Source organism: Virgibacillus sp. MSJ-26 (assembly GCF_018918075.1).
GTDB lineage: Bacteria > Bacillota > Bacilli > Bacillales > Amphibacillaceae > MSJ-26.
Window position 1 is genome coordinate 1 of the sequence record NZ_JAHLPW010000006.1, and the last position, 18,210, is coordinate 18,210.

The window sequence follows — 18,210 nt, forward strand, 5'->3', positions numbered from 1 at the left end:
GTTTTCAACAGAACTTAGACGGACTAGCCCCACTGGAATATACAGAGCTATCCGCCTAATTGTTTATCTTTTTATTTATACTGTCTACTTGACAGGGGTCGGTTCACTTTCCGTGGGCGGCTGATGAGCCTCCTCGAGCTACGCTCTGTGGGGTCTCATCTAGGCCTCTGGGACTGCGCGTGAATGCTCGCCCCACCGAAGACCATAGCTCCCACAAAGGTTTTCGGTGGGGCGAAGCTTGCTGCAGCCCCAGGAGTCTCCGCGTATTTCCTCCGCTATAATTATAATTTCTCTTTGATTAATGTAATAACTACTACTATGATGGTTGTTTGGAGCGGAAGACCATTGACTCCTGCGGGAACAGCAAATGGTTATCGGTGGGACGAACGATAGTGCAGTCCCACGAGTCTGAAGACCCCGCAGAGCGGTCTTCTCGAGGAGGCTGAAGTGGGAAGAATGAACCCCAATTCTTCCTGGCCCGCGGAAAGCAATGGTCTGGAGCGGAAAACAACCTAGTACCTTTCTAAGCTCCAGAAAGAAAGAATTACTACACATCATATATCTAATACGAAACACCTTAAAATTAAATTCGGAAAAATCCTACTACATATAAGAAATGATAATTCTAAGCTGGTTTAATTTATCTTAACAACTTTGTTTAAAAGAAGTCACCAATTGCCATAATGTGAATGGTAGGTGATTAGCTATGATGGATGGGATTTTGTTTCATTGGATTAGTTGGATTTTTTGCGTTATTATATTATTTTTTATGAAAAAAGGTAAAAGACGTACATATTTCTCATACTGGGTATTAATTTCTATTATATTGGTCAATCAGTTCATCACTATTGATATGTACACTATTTCATTAAGTTTTATTATAATTTTTCTTGGTTCTTTTCTTGGTCTAGCTTCATTAAAAAAGCCATTTTATCATTTAATTGTATCATTCATCATGATGATTGGTTATGCAGGTGTTTTGCTAATAGAGAAGAATGCCCCCATTTGGATATTTGGACCACGATATCTTACTCTTGCTATAATGAGCTTTATTTTAGTTACCACTTTAACAAAAGGCTTTTATTCTAAAACCATGGTAACTTTAGTCGGACTAAGTTCCGGTGAAGTGCTTTACAATTTGATTGTGTCAAATTATTTTTCACCTAAAACATTCGGTGAATTAGAATTTATGGATACATTGCTATTGACTCTATTTTTATTATTTCTACTGAATCAATACCAGCGTGTAAAGCATCGTCTAAATACACTTATAAATCAGGGACAAATTAATTAGAATAATCTTGACATATATTAAATCGATATGAGGCTACTAAAAAATTGTTTAAAACAAATTACTTTGCTAAACTAAATAAAGCTAAAATTATAATTTAGAAAGGATGTTCCTTTCATGCGTAAACCTGTTATTGCTATTGTTGGCCGACCAAATGTTGGAAAGTCAACCATTTTCAATCGAATGGTTGGTGAAAGAATATCAATTGTTGAAGACAAGCCAGGTGTAACTCGAGATCGTATTTATGCTGAAGGCGAATGGCTAACAACACCTTTTAATATTATCGATACTGGTGGTATTGAAATGGGTGATGAGCCCTTACTTACGAATGTTAGACAACAGGCAGAAATTGCTATAGATGAAGCTGATGTGATTATTTTTATGGTTAATGGTAAAGAAGGAGTCACTGGTGCTGATGAAGAGATAGCCAAGTTATTATTTAAGTCTAATAAACCTGTCGTTCTAGCAGTCAATAAAATAGATAACCCTGAAATGAGAGACCAGATTTATGAATATTATTCTTTAGGTTTTGGACAACCCTTCCCTATTTCAGGAGCCCATGGGCTTGGACTTGGAGACTTACTTGATGAAGTAAAAGAACATTTCCCTAACCTGAACGAAGGTGAGGTAGACGATGACACGATTGCATTTAGTGTTATCGGAAGACCAAACGTGGGCAAATCCTCTTTGGTCAATGCTATTTTGAATGAAAATCGGGTCATTGTAAGTAATATTGAAGGAACCACACGGGACGCAGTAGATACCTACTTGACGATAGATGAACAAGATTATTTAATTATTGATACAGCAGGCATGAGAAAGCGTGGAAAAGTTTATGAGAGCATAGAAAAATACAGTGTATTAAGAGCGCTTAAAGCCATTGATCGTTCTGATGTTGTGCTGGTTTTAATTGATGCAGAAACAGGTATTAGAGAACAAGACAAAAAAATTGCAGGTTATGCCCATGAAGCTGGACGGGCTATAGTTATTGTTGTTAATAAATGGGATACAGTAGCATCCAGTCAAGAAGCCATGAGAGATTTTGAACAGAAAATAAGAACACATTTTCAGTTTTTAGATTATGCGCCTATCGCCTTTCTATCAGCGAAGACTAAAAAGAGGCTTCACACTTTATTGCCAATGATTAAAGAGTCAAGTGAAAATCATGCAAAAAGGATTCCTACGAATGCACTTAATGATGTGATTATGGATGCAATTGCTATTAACCCTACTCCAACAATTAAAGGACAACGATTAAAAGTATTGTATGCTACCCAAGTTTCTGTTAAACCACCAAGTTTTGTTGTCTTTGTTAATGAACCAGAACTCATGCACTTTTCTTATAAAAGATTTTTAGAAAACAGAATTCGAGAAGCTTTTGGATTTGTTGGAACGCCAATAAATATTTATGCAAGAAAGCGTCAGTGAGGAGGAACTAATATATGAAAAAAATAGCAGTGTTAGGAGCTGGAAGCTGGGGAACTGCTCTTGCTATTGTATTAGCAGATAATAATTGTGATGTGCGTCTTTGGACGTATAAGAAAGAGCAGGCTGAGCATATAAACGAAACACATAAAAACGAAAAATATTTAGATACCATACTACCTAAGAACATTCGTGCTTATAATGATTTAAAGCATGCTACAGATGATGTTGAGAGTATAGTCATGGTTGTGCCTACAAAAGCAGTGAGAGAAGTGTGCCAACAGCTAAATGACACTTTAGATCATCAAGTTACTATTATTCATGCTTCTAAAGGTATTGAACCTGGATCATTAAAACGTGTCTCACAAATGATAAGTGAAGAAATGGATCATTACAGTTATGAAGATATAGTTGTGTTATCAGGACCAAGTCATGCTGAAGAGGTTGCTTTAAGACATCCTACAACAGTAACCGTGTCATCTATTAATGAAGATAATGCCAAATATGCACAGAATTTATTTTTCAATGAATCTTTCCGGGTATATACAAGTAAAGATATGATAGGTATTGAATTAGGTGGCGCATTAAAGAATATTATAGCGCTTGGTGCTGGCATATCAGATGGGTTGGGTTATGGAGATAATGCTAAATCTGCTCTTATAACACGCGGGTTAGCAGAAATTACTAGACTTGGAACAGCTTTAGGAGCCAATCCGCTCTCTTTTTTAGGTTTACCTGGTGTAGGTGATTTAATCGTAACATGTACGAGTGTACACAGTAGAAATTGGCGTGCAGGGAACATGCTAGGTAAAGGTATGAAATTAGAAGAAATTCTAGATCAAATGGGCATGGTCGTTGAAGGAGTGCGTACGACTAAAGCCGCCTACAAATTTGCTGAGAAAGAAAATGTGGATATGCCAATAACCAGTGGTATATATCAAATTTTATTTAATGATAAAAAGCCGAAAGAGATAGTTGAACAATTGATGAATCGTGATAAACGAGAAGAAATGGATGATTTAGCATCTTTGATCAGAAATAGAGATGTTAAATAATAAGCAATTTGCTCATGAATTAAAATATTAAAAGGTCATAACAAAAAAGCTTTCCTTGCATATCATGTATTGAATGAACAAAGCAAGGAGGCGAGCATGTGGCTAATAATCAAGATAATCTTTTTGGTAAAATTCAAAAAAATTCATCCATTAATCCAAGTGAAATTTATAAAGTTGCAGATTCGGTAAAGAATGCTGATTTCTCAGATGAAAGAACAGTGAGAAAATTAATACGCCAATTAGCAAGAATGGCAAATAAACCCGTGTCCAAAGAGAAAGAAGATAAACTTGTTAAAACAATCACGAACCAAAATGTACCAATGGATATGCAAACGCTAAGTCAAATGTTTAAAAAATAGGCCTTTACTGGGCATGTGAGTATACGTTTTAAACTTTGCTCACATATAATAGAATTGCACAAGCATTCATAGATAGGGCTACAATGGATAAATATTTAGTCATCTCCGGGAAGAGATAGCTCCTCTTTTCCCGGTTTTTTCATCTAATAGTATAAAATGGGATATAACTAGATTAATCGATTTATTTTATTTGATCAGTCGTGTTATAATACTGTGAGATATGTAATAAGGTTTGTATTTGAGGTGAAAAACTTGTCGTTATCAATGCTGAAAATGTGGATTTCCTTTGCAGGAATATTCTTTTTACTATTGGCTCTAGGGCTAATATGGTTGGGTAGAAACCGTCTGAAAGGATGGTTTGCTGGGATAGTTTCGTTATTAGCTTATATTTCTTTGTTAGTCGGTGGTATTATAATTGTTTATATAGTTTTTAGTGGTCCCACAAGATAAACAGGCAGGAGGAAAGTATAGTGCAACAAACTACATATATTAAGCTGTTTATTTTACCATTTTGTTTATTGCTCTTAAGCGGTTGTTTATATCCTAATGATGAATTAGGTAAAAATCAAGTTCCTAATGAACAGCAATTAAATACAATTCAAACAGCAGTAGACACTTATATAGAAGAAAATAATGGTCTCATACCAATAAAAACAAAAGATAATGAGACTCCGATTTTCGAGAAGTATTTAATTGATTTTAATATTTTAAAAGAACATAATCTAATTTCAGAAGTACCGGGAAATGCATATGAAAATGGCGGAACTTATCAATATGCAATCTTATATCCAGAAGATGATCCACAAGTAAAATTGATTGATTTAAGGATGACTGAGGAGATTAGACGAGTTAATGTACAACTTGATCTTTATCGGGACAAACATATTTACCCGCCTTTTGGAGAAGAGATTGACAAAGGGATGTTTACAATTGACTATGAGAAATTAGGATTAGACTCATCTCCTCATGTGAAAAGTCCCTATTTCGACAACCAGTTACCTATTATTATGAACACAGAAGGTAAGTTGTTTATAGACTATAGAATTGATTTAAACGAGGCGTTGAAGACTTTTGATGAGTACGATTATAAACATGGTGATGATATTCGCTATATACTAGCCGAAAATTCCCCTTTCTTACCAGCTTACTCCGTTCCTTATACTATTGAGGATGATGAACCTGTTTTTATGAATAATTAGCATATTAGTATCCTTGAAACATATATTGTTTCAAGGGTTTTTTATTGATAAAAAACAAGGTTGAAATTTATTTACACATATTAAGTCATAATTTAATAGGACAACATCATAGACTTGTAATGTCAATTAGTCGTAATCTGTGTTCAATAATAATTTGTAAGTGATATTGGGAGGGGATCTTTTGGGAAAGTTCGATATCTTTAATGATATTTCAAAACGAACAAATGGAGATATTTATTTAGGAATAGTCGGTGCAGTAAGAACAGGCAAGTCTACTTTCATCAAAAAGTTTATGGAGCAAATTGTTTTACCAAACATTGAGGATGAAAGTGAAAGAAGCCGGGCACATGACGAGCTGCCTCAAAGTGCTGCAGGTAAAACAATCATGACTACAGAACCAAAATTTATTCCAAATCAAGCTGTTTCTATTAATGTGGAGGATGGTTTGGATGTGAATGTACGATTGGTTGATTGTGTCGGTTATGCGGTGGATGGAGCAAAAGGATTTGAAGATGAAAATGGCCCTAGAATGATTCATACACCATGGTATGAAGACTCCATTCCATTTCATGATGCTGCGGAAATAGGCACTAGGAAAGTGATTCAGGAGCATTCTACTATTGGCGTCGTCGTTACCACAGACGGAACGATTGGTGAGATACCGAGATCTGATTATGTAGATGCAGAAGCAAAAGTGATTGAGGAACTAAAAGAGGTTGGTAAACCATTTATTATGGTGATCAATTCCGTCAGACCTTCAAGTGAGGAGACGGAGTTATTGAGACAAGACTTGGTTAGGGATTATGATATCCCAGTTCTGTCAATGAGTATCGAATCAATGACAGAACACGACGTGCATAATGTGTTACGTGAAGCGCTTTATGAGTTTCCGGTACTAGAGCTGAATGTCAATCTACCGAGTTGGGTTATGGTTTTAAGAGAGGAACATTGGTTAAGAAAAAGTTACCAAGAAGCGATTGAATCAACGGTGAAAAATATTAAACGATTAAGAGATGTCGACCAAATTATTGGCGAATTTTCTGAATATGACTATATTGATAAAGCGAATATTGCCGGGATGGAAATGGGAGATGGAATTGCAGAGATAGATTTACACGCTCCTGAATATTTATATGATCAAATTCTAACTGAAATTGTCGGTGAGGAAATAAGGGGGAAGGATCATTTATTAGAAATGATGCAAGATTTCGCCCATGCCAAACGGGAGTTTGATCAAGTATCAGGTGCACTTCAAATGGTAAAGCAGACCGGATATGGAATTGCAGCACCTACTCTTGAAGATATGGAATTAGATGAACCAGAGATTATTCGGCAGGGATCTCGTTATGGGGTACGATTAAAAGCGATGGCTCCTTCAATTCATATGATTAAAGTTGAAGTAGAATCTGAATTTGCTCCAATTATTGGAACGGAAAAGCAAAGTGAAGAGCTTGTTCGCTACTTAATGCAAGATTTTGAAGAAGACCCTTTATCTATCTGGGAATCTGATATTTTTGGACGCTCATTAAGCTCGATAGTACGCGAAGGAATCCAGGCTAAAATTGCCTTGATGCCTGAGAACGCCAGGTATAAATTAAAAGATACACTTGAACGTATTATTAACGAAGGTTCTGGCGGATTGATTGCAATTATTTTATAAAAAACAAATGCTTTTTAGCATGATTTTTTAGACAGCAGCTTAACAAGGTTGCTGTTTTTTTCTTTTATTATATAAATTCTTTTTTATTATCTAGGGCGGGTTATAAAAAAGTTTTGTATGACAGCAGGAAAACTGCTGTCAATGTCGTATATATCTAATAAGGGACGTTCATTTTTGCTGTATTTTTAGTATTGTAACCGTTTTACCATAAAAAAATGAAAAATATGCATAAATATGTTGAATTTAAATACAAACTCAGTTAATATAAGCTTTGTTACCATTAATGGTAGCAAGCTAGTATAAAAAAAGGCAACTTGGTAAACAAATGAAGATATGAATTGATTTGTTCCAATGTCGATTTAACCTATTGGGAGGAGGTGAATATCATGAATAAAACGGATTTAGTTAATGCAGTAGCTGAAAAGAGCGAACTATCCAAGAAGGATGCAGGCAAAGCCGTTGATTCTGTTTTCGAAACAATCATGGATTCACTTAGTAAAGGTGAAAAAGTTCAATTAATCGGTTTTGGTAACTTTGAAGTACGTGAGCGTGCAGCTCGTAAAGGCCGTAACCCTCAAACTGGGGAAGAAATTGAAATTCCGGCAAGCAAAGTTCCTGCATTTAAAGCAGGTAAGGCCCTTAAAGATAGCGTGAAATAATCGTACATAGGGCTATAAAGGGTGCGTCATGACGCACCCTTTTTTCTTTGTTGTCTTAGAGGCCATCATTCATCATTATTATAATTTTGATATAACACTATATTTTTTAAGGAGTGTTTTATGTGGATAAACCAATTTCAAAAACAGACTTTTTTATTGTAAAAGCATTAGAAGATGGGGTTAATGTTATTGGATTGACGAGAGGAACTGATACACGCTTTCATCACACCGAAAAGTTGGATAAAGGTGAAATCATGTTGGCACAATTTACAGAACATACATCTGCAGTAAAAGTGAGAGGAAAAGCATTAATCCAAACCCAACATGGGGAAATTAAAAATGATTAATTTGTCATAAATTTCTTGCTACTGTTTCCACTCCAACATTATCTAACAATCGATAATTATGTTATAATAGCGAAAGTAAGCAGGAATTTTGGAAAGAGTCAGGGTGATGACTTTGTATGAAAATGAAAATGAAATCAAATATCTTAAGAATCTTATTAAGAATAAATTAAAACATACCTATTTAGATCAATATATTCAAAGACCAATCATAGAAGATGAAAAACTTATATTTTTAAATGAAATATTAAACCATTTACCTACATATAAAAAAGAAAGTTACATCGTAACCATAATGCTTATTGATATAGCCTTGACAATCCATGATAGTGTTAATGATGGCCCTGAGCTACCGGAACATATGCCTGAAAGAGTATCTAAACAGTTGAGTGTGCTGGCGGGTGATTATTATAGTGGTTTATACTACTTATTGCTATCTGAAATAGATGATTTTAAGATGATTCATACATTAGCCGATGCGATTAAAGTTATCAATGAACAAAAAATGAAACTCTATTATCAAGAGTTTTCTTCTTTTGATGAATTTATGGAATGTGTGAAAGATATAAACTCCTTATCTATTAGTTATGTGGCAAGTCATATTAATGAGCCTATATTAAGTGAGTTCGTAAGCGATTGGCTTCTTTTAGATAAACTTTACAGTCTTAAAGAAAATGTAGAATCTAACCAGTCACATTTCTTAGAAAATTGGTTAGGAGAATCTCCATACTATTCAAATCAAGATTTAGATGTATTTCTTAAACGGGACATTCCCATATCTATAAAAAACATTGAAAAGTCAGCGAAACAAATTCCTGACAGTTATGTAAAATTGAAATCATATATTTTTAATAAAATTGATCACATGAAAATAGATATGGTAATTATTCAAAGAACGGAAGAAGGATAAATTATGTCTGAAAATGAACAACAAACAAAAGAAGAACGTGTCCACCATGTTTTTGAGAAAATTTATAATAAGTATGACTCAATGAACTCAATCATTTCCTTTCAAAGACATACTGCTTGGCGGAAGAACGTTATGGAAAAAATGGATGTTAAAAGGGGGGCGCAAGCACTAGATGTTTGTGCTGGCACAGGCGATTGGTCAATTTCTCTGGCCGAAGAAATTGGTCCTGAAGGTAAGGTAATAGGATTAGACTTTAGTGACAATATGTTAATGGTTGCTAATCAAAAGAAAAAACAACACCCTCCAATGCCTCAATTAGAGTTCATGCACGGTAACGCTATGAAATTGCCGTTTGAAGATAATAAGTTTGATTATGTGACTATAGGATTTGGACTTAGAAATGTTCCTGATTATATGACGGTCTTACAAGAAATGTATAGGGTTGTTAAACCAGGTGGTTTAGTCGTTTGTTTAGAAACGTCCCAACCTACTATGTTGGGATTTAGACAAGGGTACTATTTTTACTTTAGATACATAATGCCATTAATTGGTAAAATATTTGCGAAAAGTTATCAAGAATATGCTTGGTTACATGAATCAGCAAAAGACTTTCCAGATAAAAACATGCTTAGAAAAATGTTTTTAAATGCTGGTTTTAAACATGTGAAAGTAAAAAGCTATACCGGTGGTGTAGCAGCGATGCATTTGGGGATAAAATAAGATTGAAATATGGGATGATGTTTTAGTTAACTATGCTTCAGAAATGATAGTGATTATGAATCAATCGTAAAACTTAGGCAATTTGTTAACTTTTAAAATTGTAATCATCCACAAAAGGTGACTTACATGAATCTAGCTAAAACATACAGTTATTTAAAAAATGATTTAAACACAATTGAAGACGCACTGAATAAGGTCATCCAAGCAGAACATCCTGTTTTAAGAGAAGCTTCAACGCAGCTATTAAGGGCGGGTGGAAAACGAATTCGTCCCGTTTTTGTGTTGCTGTCTGGCAGATTTGGAGACTTTAACATGGATGAAATAAAGACTATCGCTGTCTCACTTGAACTCATTCATATGGCTACACTCGTTCATGATGATGTTATTGATGAGGCAACGTTAAGAAGAGGAAAACCAACAATAAAACACCATTATGGAAACCGCGTTGCTATGTACACAGGCGATTATATTTTAGCACGTGCTCTGGAAAGTATAACTACGATAGAAAAGGCAGCGATTCACCAATCTTTATCACAAGCTATTGTCGAAGTTTGTGTAGGGGAAATTGAGCAAATAAAAGATAAATATAATATAAATCAAAACTTGAGACATTACTTAAGAAGGATAAAACGAAAGACTGCTTTACTGATTGCAACAAGTTGTAAATTAGGTGCCATTTCAGCAGGCTTATCAGAGGAACATATAAATAAGTTATATAAGTATGGATATTATATTGGCATGTCTTATCAAATTATAGATGATATTCTCGACTTCACTTCAACATCCAAAGTCTTAGGTAAACCATCAGGAAATGATTTAAGGCAGGGGAATATAACTCTTCCCGTGTTAATAGCTATGCGTGATCATAATTTTGCTGAATTATTAACTAACGTGTTTCACGTTCCAAGTGAAATAAAAGATGAAGATATTAAAGAACTTATAACTAAAATTAATCAATCAGATGTTATAGAACAATCCTATCAATTAAGTGAGAGATATTTACTAAAGGCGTTAGACACGATTCATGACTTCCCAAATCATAGAGCAAAGCAAACACTGGAAAATATAGCAAGATATATTGGGAAACGTCGCTCTTAACAGTATATATTGTCATTTCCTATGAAATCTGGTAAAATTTTAGCGGTTACATTTTGCAAGAAATACATATTAAAAGAGGTGTAGTTATGGAAAAAAGCTTTTTAATGGTAAAACCTGACGGGGTACAACGTAACTTGGTCGGTGAAATTGTTGGCCGATTTGAGAAGAAAGGGTTTAAACTAGTTGGTGCTAAGCTAATGCTTGTCTCAGAGGAATTAGCAAAGGAACACTATGCTGAACATAAAGAACGTCCATTCTTCGGGGAACTTGTTGAGTTTATTACATCAGGTCCAGTATTTGCAATGGTTTGGGAAGGTGAAAATGTCGTTGCTACAGCTCGCCATATGATGGGGGCGACAAATCCAGCAGAAGCAGATGCAGGAACAATACGTGGCGATTACGGAGTTACGGTTGGTAAGAACGTTATCCACGGATCTGACTCAGTGGAAAGTGCAGAAAGAGAAGTTAATTTATTTTTCAATGAAAATGAATTTTTAACTTATAACAAACAAGATAGCGAATGGATTTATTAGAGTAAGAGTATACAATTTACGCCTCCGTTAATACGGAGGCATTTTTAAAATATGATAATCAAAAATTAAAAAAGAAAATAAATATAAAAGAGGAAAACTCATGTCACAAGATTACATTCAATTTATTTCACGTATAAATAGAAAACTAGGCATTGATTTAAGTTTGTATAAAGAAGCACAGATGAAGCGACGAATAACCTCATTAAGAAATAAAAGAGGATACCAAGACTTTGTAACATATTATCGTGCACTTGAAGAAAGTGAGACATTATTAGAAGAGTTTACTAAACGACTTACCATAAATGTATCTGAATTTTATCGTAATCCAAAACGATGGAATGCATTAGAAAAGGACATTATTCCATTACTAACTAAAAAGAAAAACAAACTCACTGTTTGGAGTGCTGCATGTTCTACGGGTGAAGAACCTTATAGTATTGCTATGTTATTGACTGAATTGTTTCCAGAGGTTCAAGCAACGATTATAGCAACCGATATCGATGAATTTGTATTGAAACAGGCTAAGCAAGGCGTATATCCAGAACAATCATTAAAAAATCTTTCAACTAATTTTAAGGATAAATTTTTTACATATAAAAATAAATTGTATCATATAAATAATTCGGTTAAAAATCAGGTTACATTTAAAAAACATAATTTATTAGCTGATACATATCCTGAAAATGTCGACTTGCTCATATGTCGTAATGTCCTCATTTATTTTACAGATCAAGCAAAAGATAATATTTATCAGAAGTTTAGCTCTTCATTAAATGAGCAAGGAATATTATTTGTAGGTAGTACAGAACAAATATTTAATTCTGAAAGATACAATTTAAAGTTAGTCGATACATTTTTCTATCAAAAGAATTAACTAAAGGAGAGTGCACTTTATGCGTTTTTTAACAGCAGGAGAGTCACATGGCAAACAATTAACTACAATTATCGAAGGTATTCCTGCTAACATGCCATTACTAAAAGAAAACATTGACGAATCCTTACTCAGAAGGCAAAAAGGATATGGTCGGGGAAGACGGATGCAAATTGAAAAGGATTTAGTAGATATAACGAGTGGTATAAGACATGGATATACACTTGGTTCACCCATATCTCTAGTTATTCATAATGATGACTACAAACGTTGGACAGACATTATGGGGGAAAAACCTTTATCTGATAATGCAAAAATTAGAAGGGTTGTTACTAGACCAAGACCGGGTCATGCAGATTTAAACGGAGGTTTAAAATATGGACATCGGGATATGCGGAATGTCTTAGAGCGTTCCTCGGCCAGAGAAACCACTGCGCGGGTGGCGGCAGGAGCAGTTGCTAAAACGCTGTTAAAACATTTAGGTATCGAAGTGATTGGCTATGTTAAAGAAATTGGTGGAATCCAGGCAAAAGACATTTCTTTAACGATGAAAGAAAGACAAGAAAGGTCTGAGGCTTCCCAAGTAAGAACGCTTGATCCAGACGTTGATCAAGATATGATGAAGGCTATTGATAAAGCGAAAGAAGAAGGAGATTCGCTGGGTGGAGTGACCGAGGTTTTTGTTAAGGGAGTGCCGGCAGGTCTTGGATCTTATGTTCATTATGATCGTAAATTAGATAGCCGTATAGCAGCATCGGTTGTAAGTATTAATGCATTTAAAGGTGTAGAATTCGGTCTTGGTTTTGAAGCGGCAAGGAACCCGGGGAGTCAAGTACATGATGAAATTTCCTGGACTAAAGAAAATGGTTACTATAGAGAAACAAACCGTTTAGGCGGTTTTGAAGGAGGCATGACAACAGGTATGCCAATTATTGTAAAAGGGGTTATGAAACCTATCCCTACTCTTTACAAGCCACTCAAGAGTGTTGATATAGAGACAAAAGAACCATTCCATGCGAGTGTTGAGCGTTCAGATGCCTGTGCTGTCCCAGCTGCTGCAGTCGTGATGGAACATGTCGTTGCTATTGAAATTGCTAAGGCTATCATCGAACAGTTCCACAGTGATTCATTTCCCGTCTTAAAAGAAAATATAAAGCGTTATCGAGAAGAAGTAAGGTGTTTTTAATGGATGAAATAAAAATCAAATCAACTGAACATAATTATTCTATTTATCTAGGATATGACATCTACAAAAACCTTCCTCAACATTTAAGCACCCATTATTCTTCTATTTTAATCTTAACAGATGAAAATGTTAAAAAATTATATCTTAAAGAGGTAGAAGAAAGTTTACATGACTATACTGTCTATACAAAGGTTGTTAAACCTGGAGAAGAATCGAAAACAATTGATGTCTTTTATGATGTGCATTCATATTTAATAGAAATGGGATGTGATCGCAATTCCCTTATGATTGCTTTAGGCGGAGGAGTGGTAGGTGACTTGGCCGGATTTGTAGCTGCAACATATATGAGAGGCATTGACTATATTCAGCTTCCGACAACCATTCTGGCACATGACAGTAGTGTAGGAGGAAAAGTAGCCATTAATCATGAATATGGCAAAAATTTAATTGGTAATTTTCATGCACCACGTTTAATTATTTATGATATTAAGACGCTTAAAAGTTTATCTATAAAAGAAATTCGGTCAGGTTATGCAGAGCTCATTAAAGAAGCGTTAATAGCTAATGACTCTTTTTTTAATAATTTATTGGCAGTTTCCGTCCATTCGGTAAATTTTAATCATCTTCAAAACCATCTTAAAAAGGGAATTGAAACTAAAGCAATCATTGTTGAACAGGATGAAAAAGAACATGGCGTGAGAATGCACTTAAATCTGGGTCATACGCTTGGCCACGGATTAGAAACATATTTTGAGTATCATACATTGACACACGGTGAAGCAGTAGCCATTGGCCTGCTTTTTTCCCTTTATGTTAGTGAACAACTGCTAAGTGCTGAATTACCGACAAAAGCTCTCTTTAAATGGTTAAAAGAGAATGATTATCCTTTGAAGTTGAAAGCAATAAATTTGAAAAGGCTAATTAAATTAATGAAATCTGACAAAAAAGCAGTAAACCAGTCAATTCAAATGGTTCTTTTAAGTAGAGTTGGTTCTCCTTTAACTCGTAAAATTGACAATCATGAACTTGAAAAGTATTTGAGAGAGTTTTTCAGTAATTTAGGAAGTGATGTATTATGAAAATAGAACTTTTACAAAATAGTCGTCCCTTATTTGGTACGATATCGCTGGAAGGGGATAAATCAATTTCACATCGTGCAATTATCCTTGCTTCGCTTGCCAATGGGACAACGCGTATAAATAATTTACTTGAAAGTGAAGATGTTTTTAGAACAATTAATGCATTTAAACTCATGGGAGTAGAAATTGAAAAGAAAGGCCCAGTCTACGTAATCAAATCTAAAGGAATAAGGGGATTAAAGGAGCCAAAAGAACCTCTTTATTTTGGCAATTCTGGGACCACTGCTCGTTTAATGATTGGTTTGCTGGCTGGGTTACCATTTAATTCTAAAGTAACTGGAGATTCCTCTTTAACAAAACGTCCAATGGACCGTGTTATTCTACCTTTAAAGGAAATGGGTGCTATCCTCTCAAGTCAAGGGCGAGATATGACATTACCACTTACTATTCAAGGAAGACAGCTACATGGTTTCGAATATACAATTCCAGTCAAAAGTGCTCAAGTAAAATCGGCTTTACTATTTGCTGGGCTTTTGGCAAATAGTGCAACCACTGTCACTGAACTAGCTCAAACGCGAAATCATACAGAAATTATGCTAAAGGAATTTGGGAGCAATATTATAACTGAAAAGCATGCAATTACTATAAAGCCTACTGACTCCTTGATTGCAGGCAATTTGTTTATCCCTGGAGATATTTCATCAGCATCTTTTTGGATAGTAGGAGCGCTAATCGTCCCTGGTAGTCATGTTAGAATTAAGGATTTAGGTTTAAATGATACGCGTACAGGTATTTTAGATGTACTAAGGAAAATGGGTGCCAATGTCTTGCTTGAAGAAATCACTGAAGAAGCAGGAGAAAGAACAGGCACTTTAACCATCAAACATCAACCACTCAAGGCTACTACTATCGAAGGTGATTTGATACCTCGTTTGATAGATGAAATTCCAATAATAGCCTTACTGGCGACCCAAGCCGAGGGAACAACAATCATTAGAGGTGCTGAGGAACTTCGTGTGAAGGAGACCGATCGAATTAAAGCAATTGTTACTGTGTTATCGACGTTAGGAGCAACCATTAAGCCGACTGAAGACGGGATGATCATTAAAGGAAAAACGTCTCTTACCGGAGGCGATGTTTCATCTTATGATGATCATCGCATTGCTATGATGATTGTGATAGCATCACTTATAACAAATCAAAAAGTTAATATAGATAAATTATCATCCATATCAATCTCATATCCACGTTTTTTTAAAGATCTTAAGCAACTAACAGAATAATAGTTTTACTATTTTACTTATACCTTCAATCAATATAAAATTAATGTGAGGTCGAGCACGAAAGGGTGTCAATTAGTGAATACAATTACAAAAGCTGTGCAACTTCTTGAAAATAGACAACCAGACCAGGCTCTTAATTTACTTAATAATTATATGCCCCAAGCACAAGATGATGAAAAAATGATGATTGTTGAAATCTATATGCAATGGGGTTTTAACGAGGAAGCAATCACTATCTTAACAAATCTGCTAAGTAAGTATCCAAGAGAAAATGAAATAAAAATAATGCTAGCTGATCTTTATATTGAAAATAATCAAGATGAACAAGCAATGGTTTTACTAAATGAAATACCTGAAGAGGACGATACTTATATTCAATCTTTATTACAATTGGCCGATCTTTATCAAGCTCAAGGATTATTTGAAGTAGCAGAGCAAAAATTATTAACGGCGAAGAATTTACTGCCAAACGAAAAAATTATTAATTTTGCACTTGGTGAACTTTATTTCTCTATGGGTGAGTACAAAAAAGCAATCACTTATTATGAAAAAATAAACACAGCAACGATTGCTGAAATTTCAATTCATAATCGTTTAGCGGAAGCGAATGCTTTAATTGGTGAATATGAGCAAGCATTAAACTACTATCAGCAAATAAACGTTGATGATGCCGACACCTTATTTAAATATGGTTTTACTGCAGCTAGTGCAGGAAGAAATGATATCGCGATCAGTTCCTGGGAAACGTTAATTGAAAAGGATCCATATTACCATTCAGTGTTTTATGAGCTAGCTAAAGTATATCAAGAGGAAAAACACCCTGACAAAGCTTATAAAATAGCTCTACAAGGACTAAAAAATGACGAGTTTAATAAAAAGCTTTATTATCTGGCAGGAAAACTAGCTCATCAACTTAGCAAGCATGAGGAAAGTGATAAATGGATTAGTGAAGCAATTGCCCTTGATCCAGATTATAAAGATGCTGTGTTATTTAAAATTGAATCATTAAAGGAAGTAGAAGATTTTTTAGGCATTATTAAATTCATCCATGATCTTCACGCAATGGGGTTAACAGATCCACTTTACGATTGGGAGTTAGCACGCGCGTTTTATGAAACAGAATCATATAATAATGCATTAAATCACTATAACATAGCATATAATCATTTTAGTAAAGACGCTGATTTTCTTAAAGAGTATGGCTATTTCTTGTTTGAAGAAGGGAGGACGAATAAAGGAATTACTGTCTTTGAAACTTATTTACAATTACAACCTGATGATTTTGAAGTCGAAGAACTAATGGCTAGATTTAAACAATAATTAATCAAAAGGTTTGTAAGTTTACTAGGAGGTGGATTGACGATGCAAGCTCCTGTTTCAGTCAGCGATAAGAAAAACTTTATTCGTTGGTTTTTGAATAATTATCAATTAAAAAAACGTGAAAGCGTGTGGATTTTAAATTATTTATTAAACCATGACGAAGTCTTAACCCATGTGCATTTTGTTCGAGATGCTAGGTTTTCTCCTAGAGGAATTATTATGACTTGCTATTGTTCGTCTGAAGTGCCTTTTCGTTTTAATAAAAAGCAAATCGTAACGACTGATGCGGATAAATCATTTCATGATATCAGGCTAAACCAAAATGAACCACTATATATTCAGCTTAATTTTAAAAATGCCAACCAGAACCCTATATATGCTAGAGTTTTGGAAGACAATCCACACCACCCTGACGACTGTAATTTAACTGAAACAGACCGTCTTTTGGCTAAGAAATTTTTAGAACGATCATTATATGAATATCAATTAAAAAGAATTAAAAAGAATATCGATGAATCTTTAGACGAAAAAAATTATAAAAATTTTTTGTTTTGGAGAAAAGAATTAGAACAGTTAAATAAGGGAAGTAATTATCAGCCTTATTCTGAGGAATAGGTTGATTTTTTTTGTTGAAATACGATAAACTTTAGATTGTTGAATAATTACCTCGGAAAAGGATGATAATTAAATGAAGTGGGTCTCTCAAGATCTTAAACGATATACCCAAGCAAAAGAATATGTAGATACCATTATTATGCCACTTATACCGTTTCAAATAGCTCCAGATGAGGATGCAAACAAAAAAGCCATTCAAAATGAATCTTTATCCATTATTTCAAATGAGATTGAAAAAGAATTAAGTGGACGAGTCATGCTATTACCGAATTACTATTATATTAAATCAGCTGAAAAAGACAGTGAAATAACTCGACTTAATGTATTGTCAGCAGAGTTATCAAAACAACCTTTTACCCATACGTTTTTTATTACTTTTGATATGGATTGGAAAAGGTATGAAAAAGACTTAGACAGTCATTTACTTTGGTTTCCAAGTGTCCAGTCGGAAGACCTCGAGTCTAAGGAAGTTGTATCAATAATTAGGGATCAAGTTTTACAAATTTGTGAACTTATTCGTTCTTATTGGTAGACGACTCTATATGATTAGGTTAAAATAACATTATATATTGACCGAAAAGATAGTTTACGCTATCATGGTTA

20 protein-coding genes are annotated in these 18,210 nt (G+C 34.6%); all 20 read left to right on the forward strand.

Annotated features, from left to right (window positions below):
* The first annotated feature begins 706 nt into the window (after positions 1-706).
* On the forward strand, positions 707-1,294 hold the full coding sequence (locus tag KQI49_RS07000) for a YphA family membrane protein (RefSeq protein ID WP_216487661.1): 588 nt from the start codon (positions 707-709) through the stop codon (positions 1,292-1,294).
* Between the two features lie 114 nt (positions 1,295-1,408).
* Positions 1,409-2,719, forward strand: coding sequence for a ribosome biogenesis GTPase Der (gene der / locus KQI49_RS07005; RefSeq protein ID WP_216487662.1), 1,311 nt, complete (start codon positions 1,409-1,411; stop codon positions 2,717-2,719).
* A 14-nt stretch (positions 2,720-2,733) separates the two neighbouring features.
* Entirely contained in the window at positions 2,734-3,771 is a 1,038-nt protein-coding gene (locus KQI49_RS07010) for an NAD(P)H-dependent glycerol-3-phosphate dehydrogenase (protein ID WP_216487663.1), read from the forward strand.
* A 98-nt stretch (positions 3,772-3,869) separates the two neighbouring features.
* Positions 3,870-4,130: a stage VI sporulation protein F gene (locus KQI49_RS07015; RefSeq protein WP_216487664.1), complete on the forward strand. Its 261-nt coding sequence runs from the start codon at positions 3,870-3,872 to the stop codon at positions 4,128-4,130.
* Positions 4,131-4,403: 273 nt separating this feature from the next.
* A complete protein-coding gene (locus KQI49_RS07020) occupies positions 4,404-4,580 on the forward strand; it encodes a DUF2768 domain-containing protein (RefSeq protein WP_371817535.1) in 177 nt (58 codons plus the stop codon).
* Positions 4,581-4,600: 20 nt separating this feature from the next.
* Entirely contained in the window at positions 4,601-5,329 is a 729-nt protein-coding gene (locus KQI49_RS07025; RefSeq protein ID WP_216487666.1) for a hypothetical protein, read from the forward strand.
* A gap of 181 nt (positions 5,330-5,510) precedes the next feature.
* Positions 5,511-6,989: a stage IV sporulation protein A gene (spoIVA, locus tag KQI49_RS07030; RefSeq protein WP_216487667.1), complete on the forward strand. Its 1,479-nt coding sequence runs from the start codon at positions 5,511-5,513 to the stop codon at positions 6,987-6,989.
* A gap of 386 nt (positions 6,990-7,375) precedes the next feature.
* Positions 7,376-7,648 (forward strand): HU family DNA-binding protein, encoded by a 273-nt coding sequence (locus KQI49_RS07035; RefSeq protein WP_216487668.1) that lies wholly within the window; start codon positions 7,376-7,378, stop codon positions 7,646-7,648.
* A 122-nt stretch (positions 7,649-7,770) separates the two neighbouring features.
* The gene (mtrB, locus tag KQI49_RS07040) at positions 7,771-7,995 is read left to right on the forward strand and encodes a trp RNA-binding attenuation protein MtrB (protein WP_371817531.1); all 225 of its coding nucleotides are present in this window, start codon (positions 7,771-7,773) and stop codon (positions 7,993-7,995) included.
* A 112-nt stretch (positions 7,996-8,107) separates the two neighbouring features.
* A complete protein-coding gene (locus tag KQI49_RS07045) occupies positions 8,108-8,902 on the forward strand; it encodes a heptaprenyl diphosphate synthase component 1 (RefSeq protein WP_216487669.1) in 795 nt (264 codons plus the stop codon).
* A gap of 3 nt (positions 8,903-8,905) precedes the next feature.
* Positions 8,906-9,622: a demethylmenaquinone methyltransferase gene (locus tag KQI49_RS07050; RefSeq protein ID WP_216487670.1), complete on the forward strand. Its 717-nt coding sequence runs from the start codon at positions 8,906-8,908 to the stop codon at positions 9,620-9,622.
* Positions 9,623-9,748: 126 nt separating this feature from the next.
* Positions 9,749-10,720: a heptaprenyl diphosphate synthase component II gene (hepT, locus tag KQI49_RS07055; RefSeq protein ID WP_216487671.1), complete on the forward strand. Its 972-nt coding sequence runs from the start codon at positions 9,749-9,751 to the stop codon at positions 10,718-10,720.
* An 86-nt stretch (positions 10,721-10,806) separates the two neighbouring features.
* Positions 10,807-11,253 (forward strand): nucleoside-diphosphate kinase, encoded by a 447-nt coding sequence (ndk, locus tag KQI49_RS07060; RefSeq protein ID WP_216487672.1) that lies wholly within the window; start codon positions 10,807-10,809, stop codon positions 11,251-11,253.
* A 100-nt stretch (positions 11,254-11,353) separates the two neighbouring features.
* Positions 11,354-12,127, forward strand: coding sequence for a CheR family methyltransferase (locus tag KQI49_RS07065; protein ID WP_216487673.1), 774 nt, complete (start codon positions 11,354-11,356; stop codon positions 12,125-12,127).
* 19 nt (positions 12,128-12,146) lie between these two features.
* Positions 12,147-13,310: a chorismate synthase gene (gene aroC / locus KQI49_RS07070; RefSeq protein ID WP_216487674.1), complete on the forward strand. Its 1,164-nt coding sequence runs from the start codon at positions 12,147-12,149 to the stop codon at positions 13,308-13,310.
* Entirely contained in the window at positions 13,310-14,389 is a 1,080-nt protein-coding gene (gene aroB / locus KQI49_RS07075) for a 3-dehydroquinate synthase (protein WP_216487675.1), read from the forward strand. Before aroC ends, aroB begins: the two co-directional genes overlap by 1 nt.
* Positions 14,386-15,672 carry a 3-phosphoshikimate 1-carboxyvinyltransferase gene (gene aroA, locus KQI49_RS07080; protein WP_216487676.1) on the forward strand — a complete coding sequence of 429 codons (1,287 nt, stop codon included), beginning with the start codon at positions 14,386-14,388 and terminating at the stop codon, positions 15,670-15,672. The genes aroB and aroA overlap by 4 nt, the downstream gene beginning before the upstream one ends.
* A gap of 75 nt (positions 15,673-15,747) precedes the next feature.
* Positions 15,748-16,992: a tetratricopeptide repeat protein gene (locus tag KQI49_RS07085; RefSeq protein ID WP_216487677.1), complete on the forward strand. Its 1,245-nt coding sequence runs from the start codon at positions 15,748-15,750 to the stop codon at positions 16,990-16,992.
* 42 nt (positions 16,993-17,034) lie between these two features.
* On the forward strand, positions 17,035-17,607 hold the full coding sequence (locus KQI49_RS07090; RefSeq protein WP_216487678.1) for a ReoY family proteolytic degradation factor: 573 nt from the start codon (positions 17,035-17,037) through the stop codon (positions 17,605-17,607).
* A 73-nt stretch (positions 17,608-17,680) separates the two neighbouring features.
* Entirely contained in the window at positions 17,681-18,139 is a 459-nt protein-coding gene (locus KQI49_RS07095) for a DUF2487 family protein (protein WP_216487679.1), read from the forward strand.
* Positions 18,140-18,210: the final 71 nt, after the last annotated feature.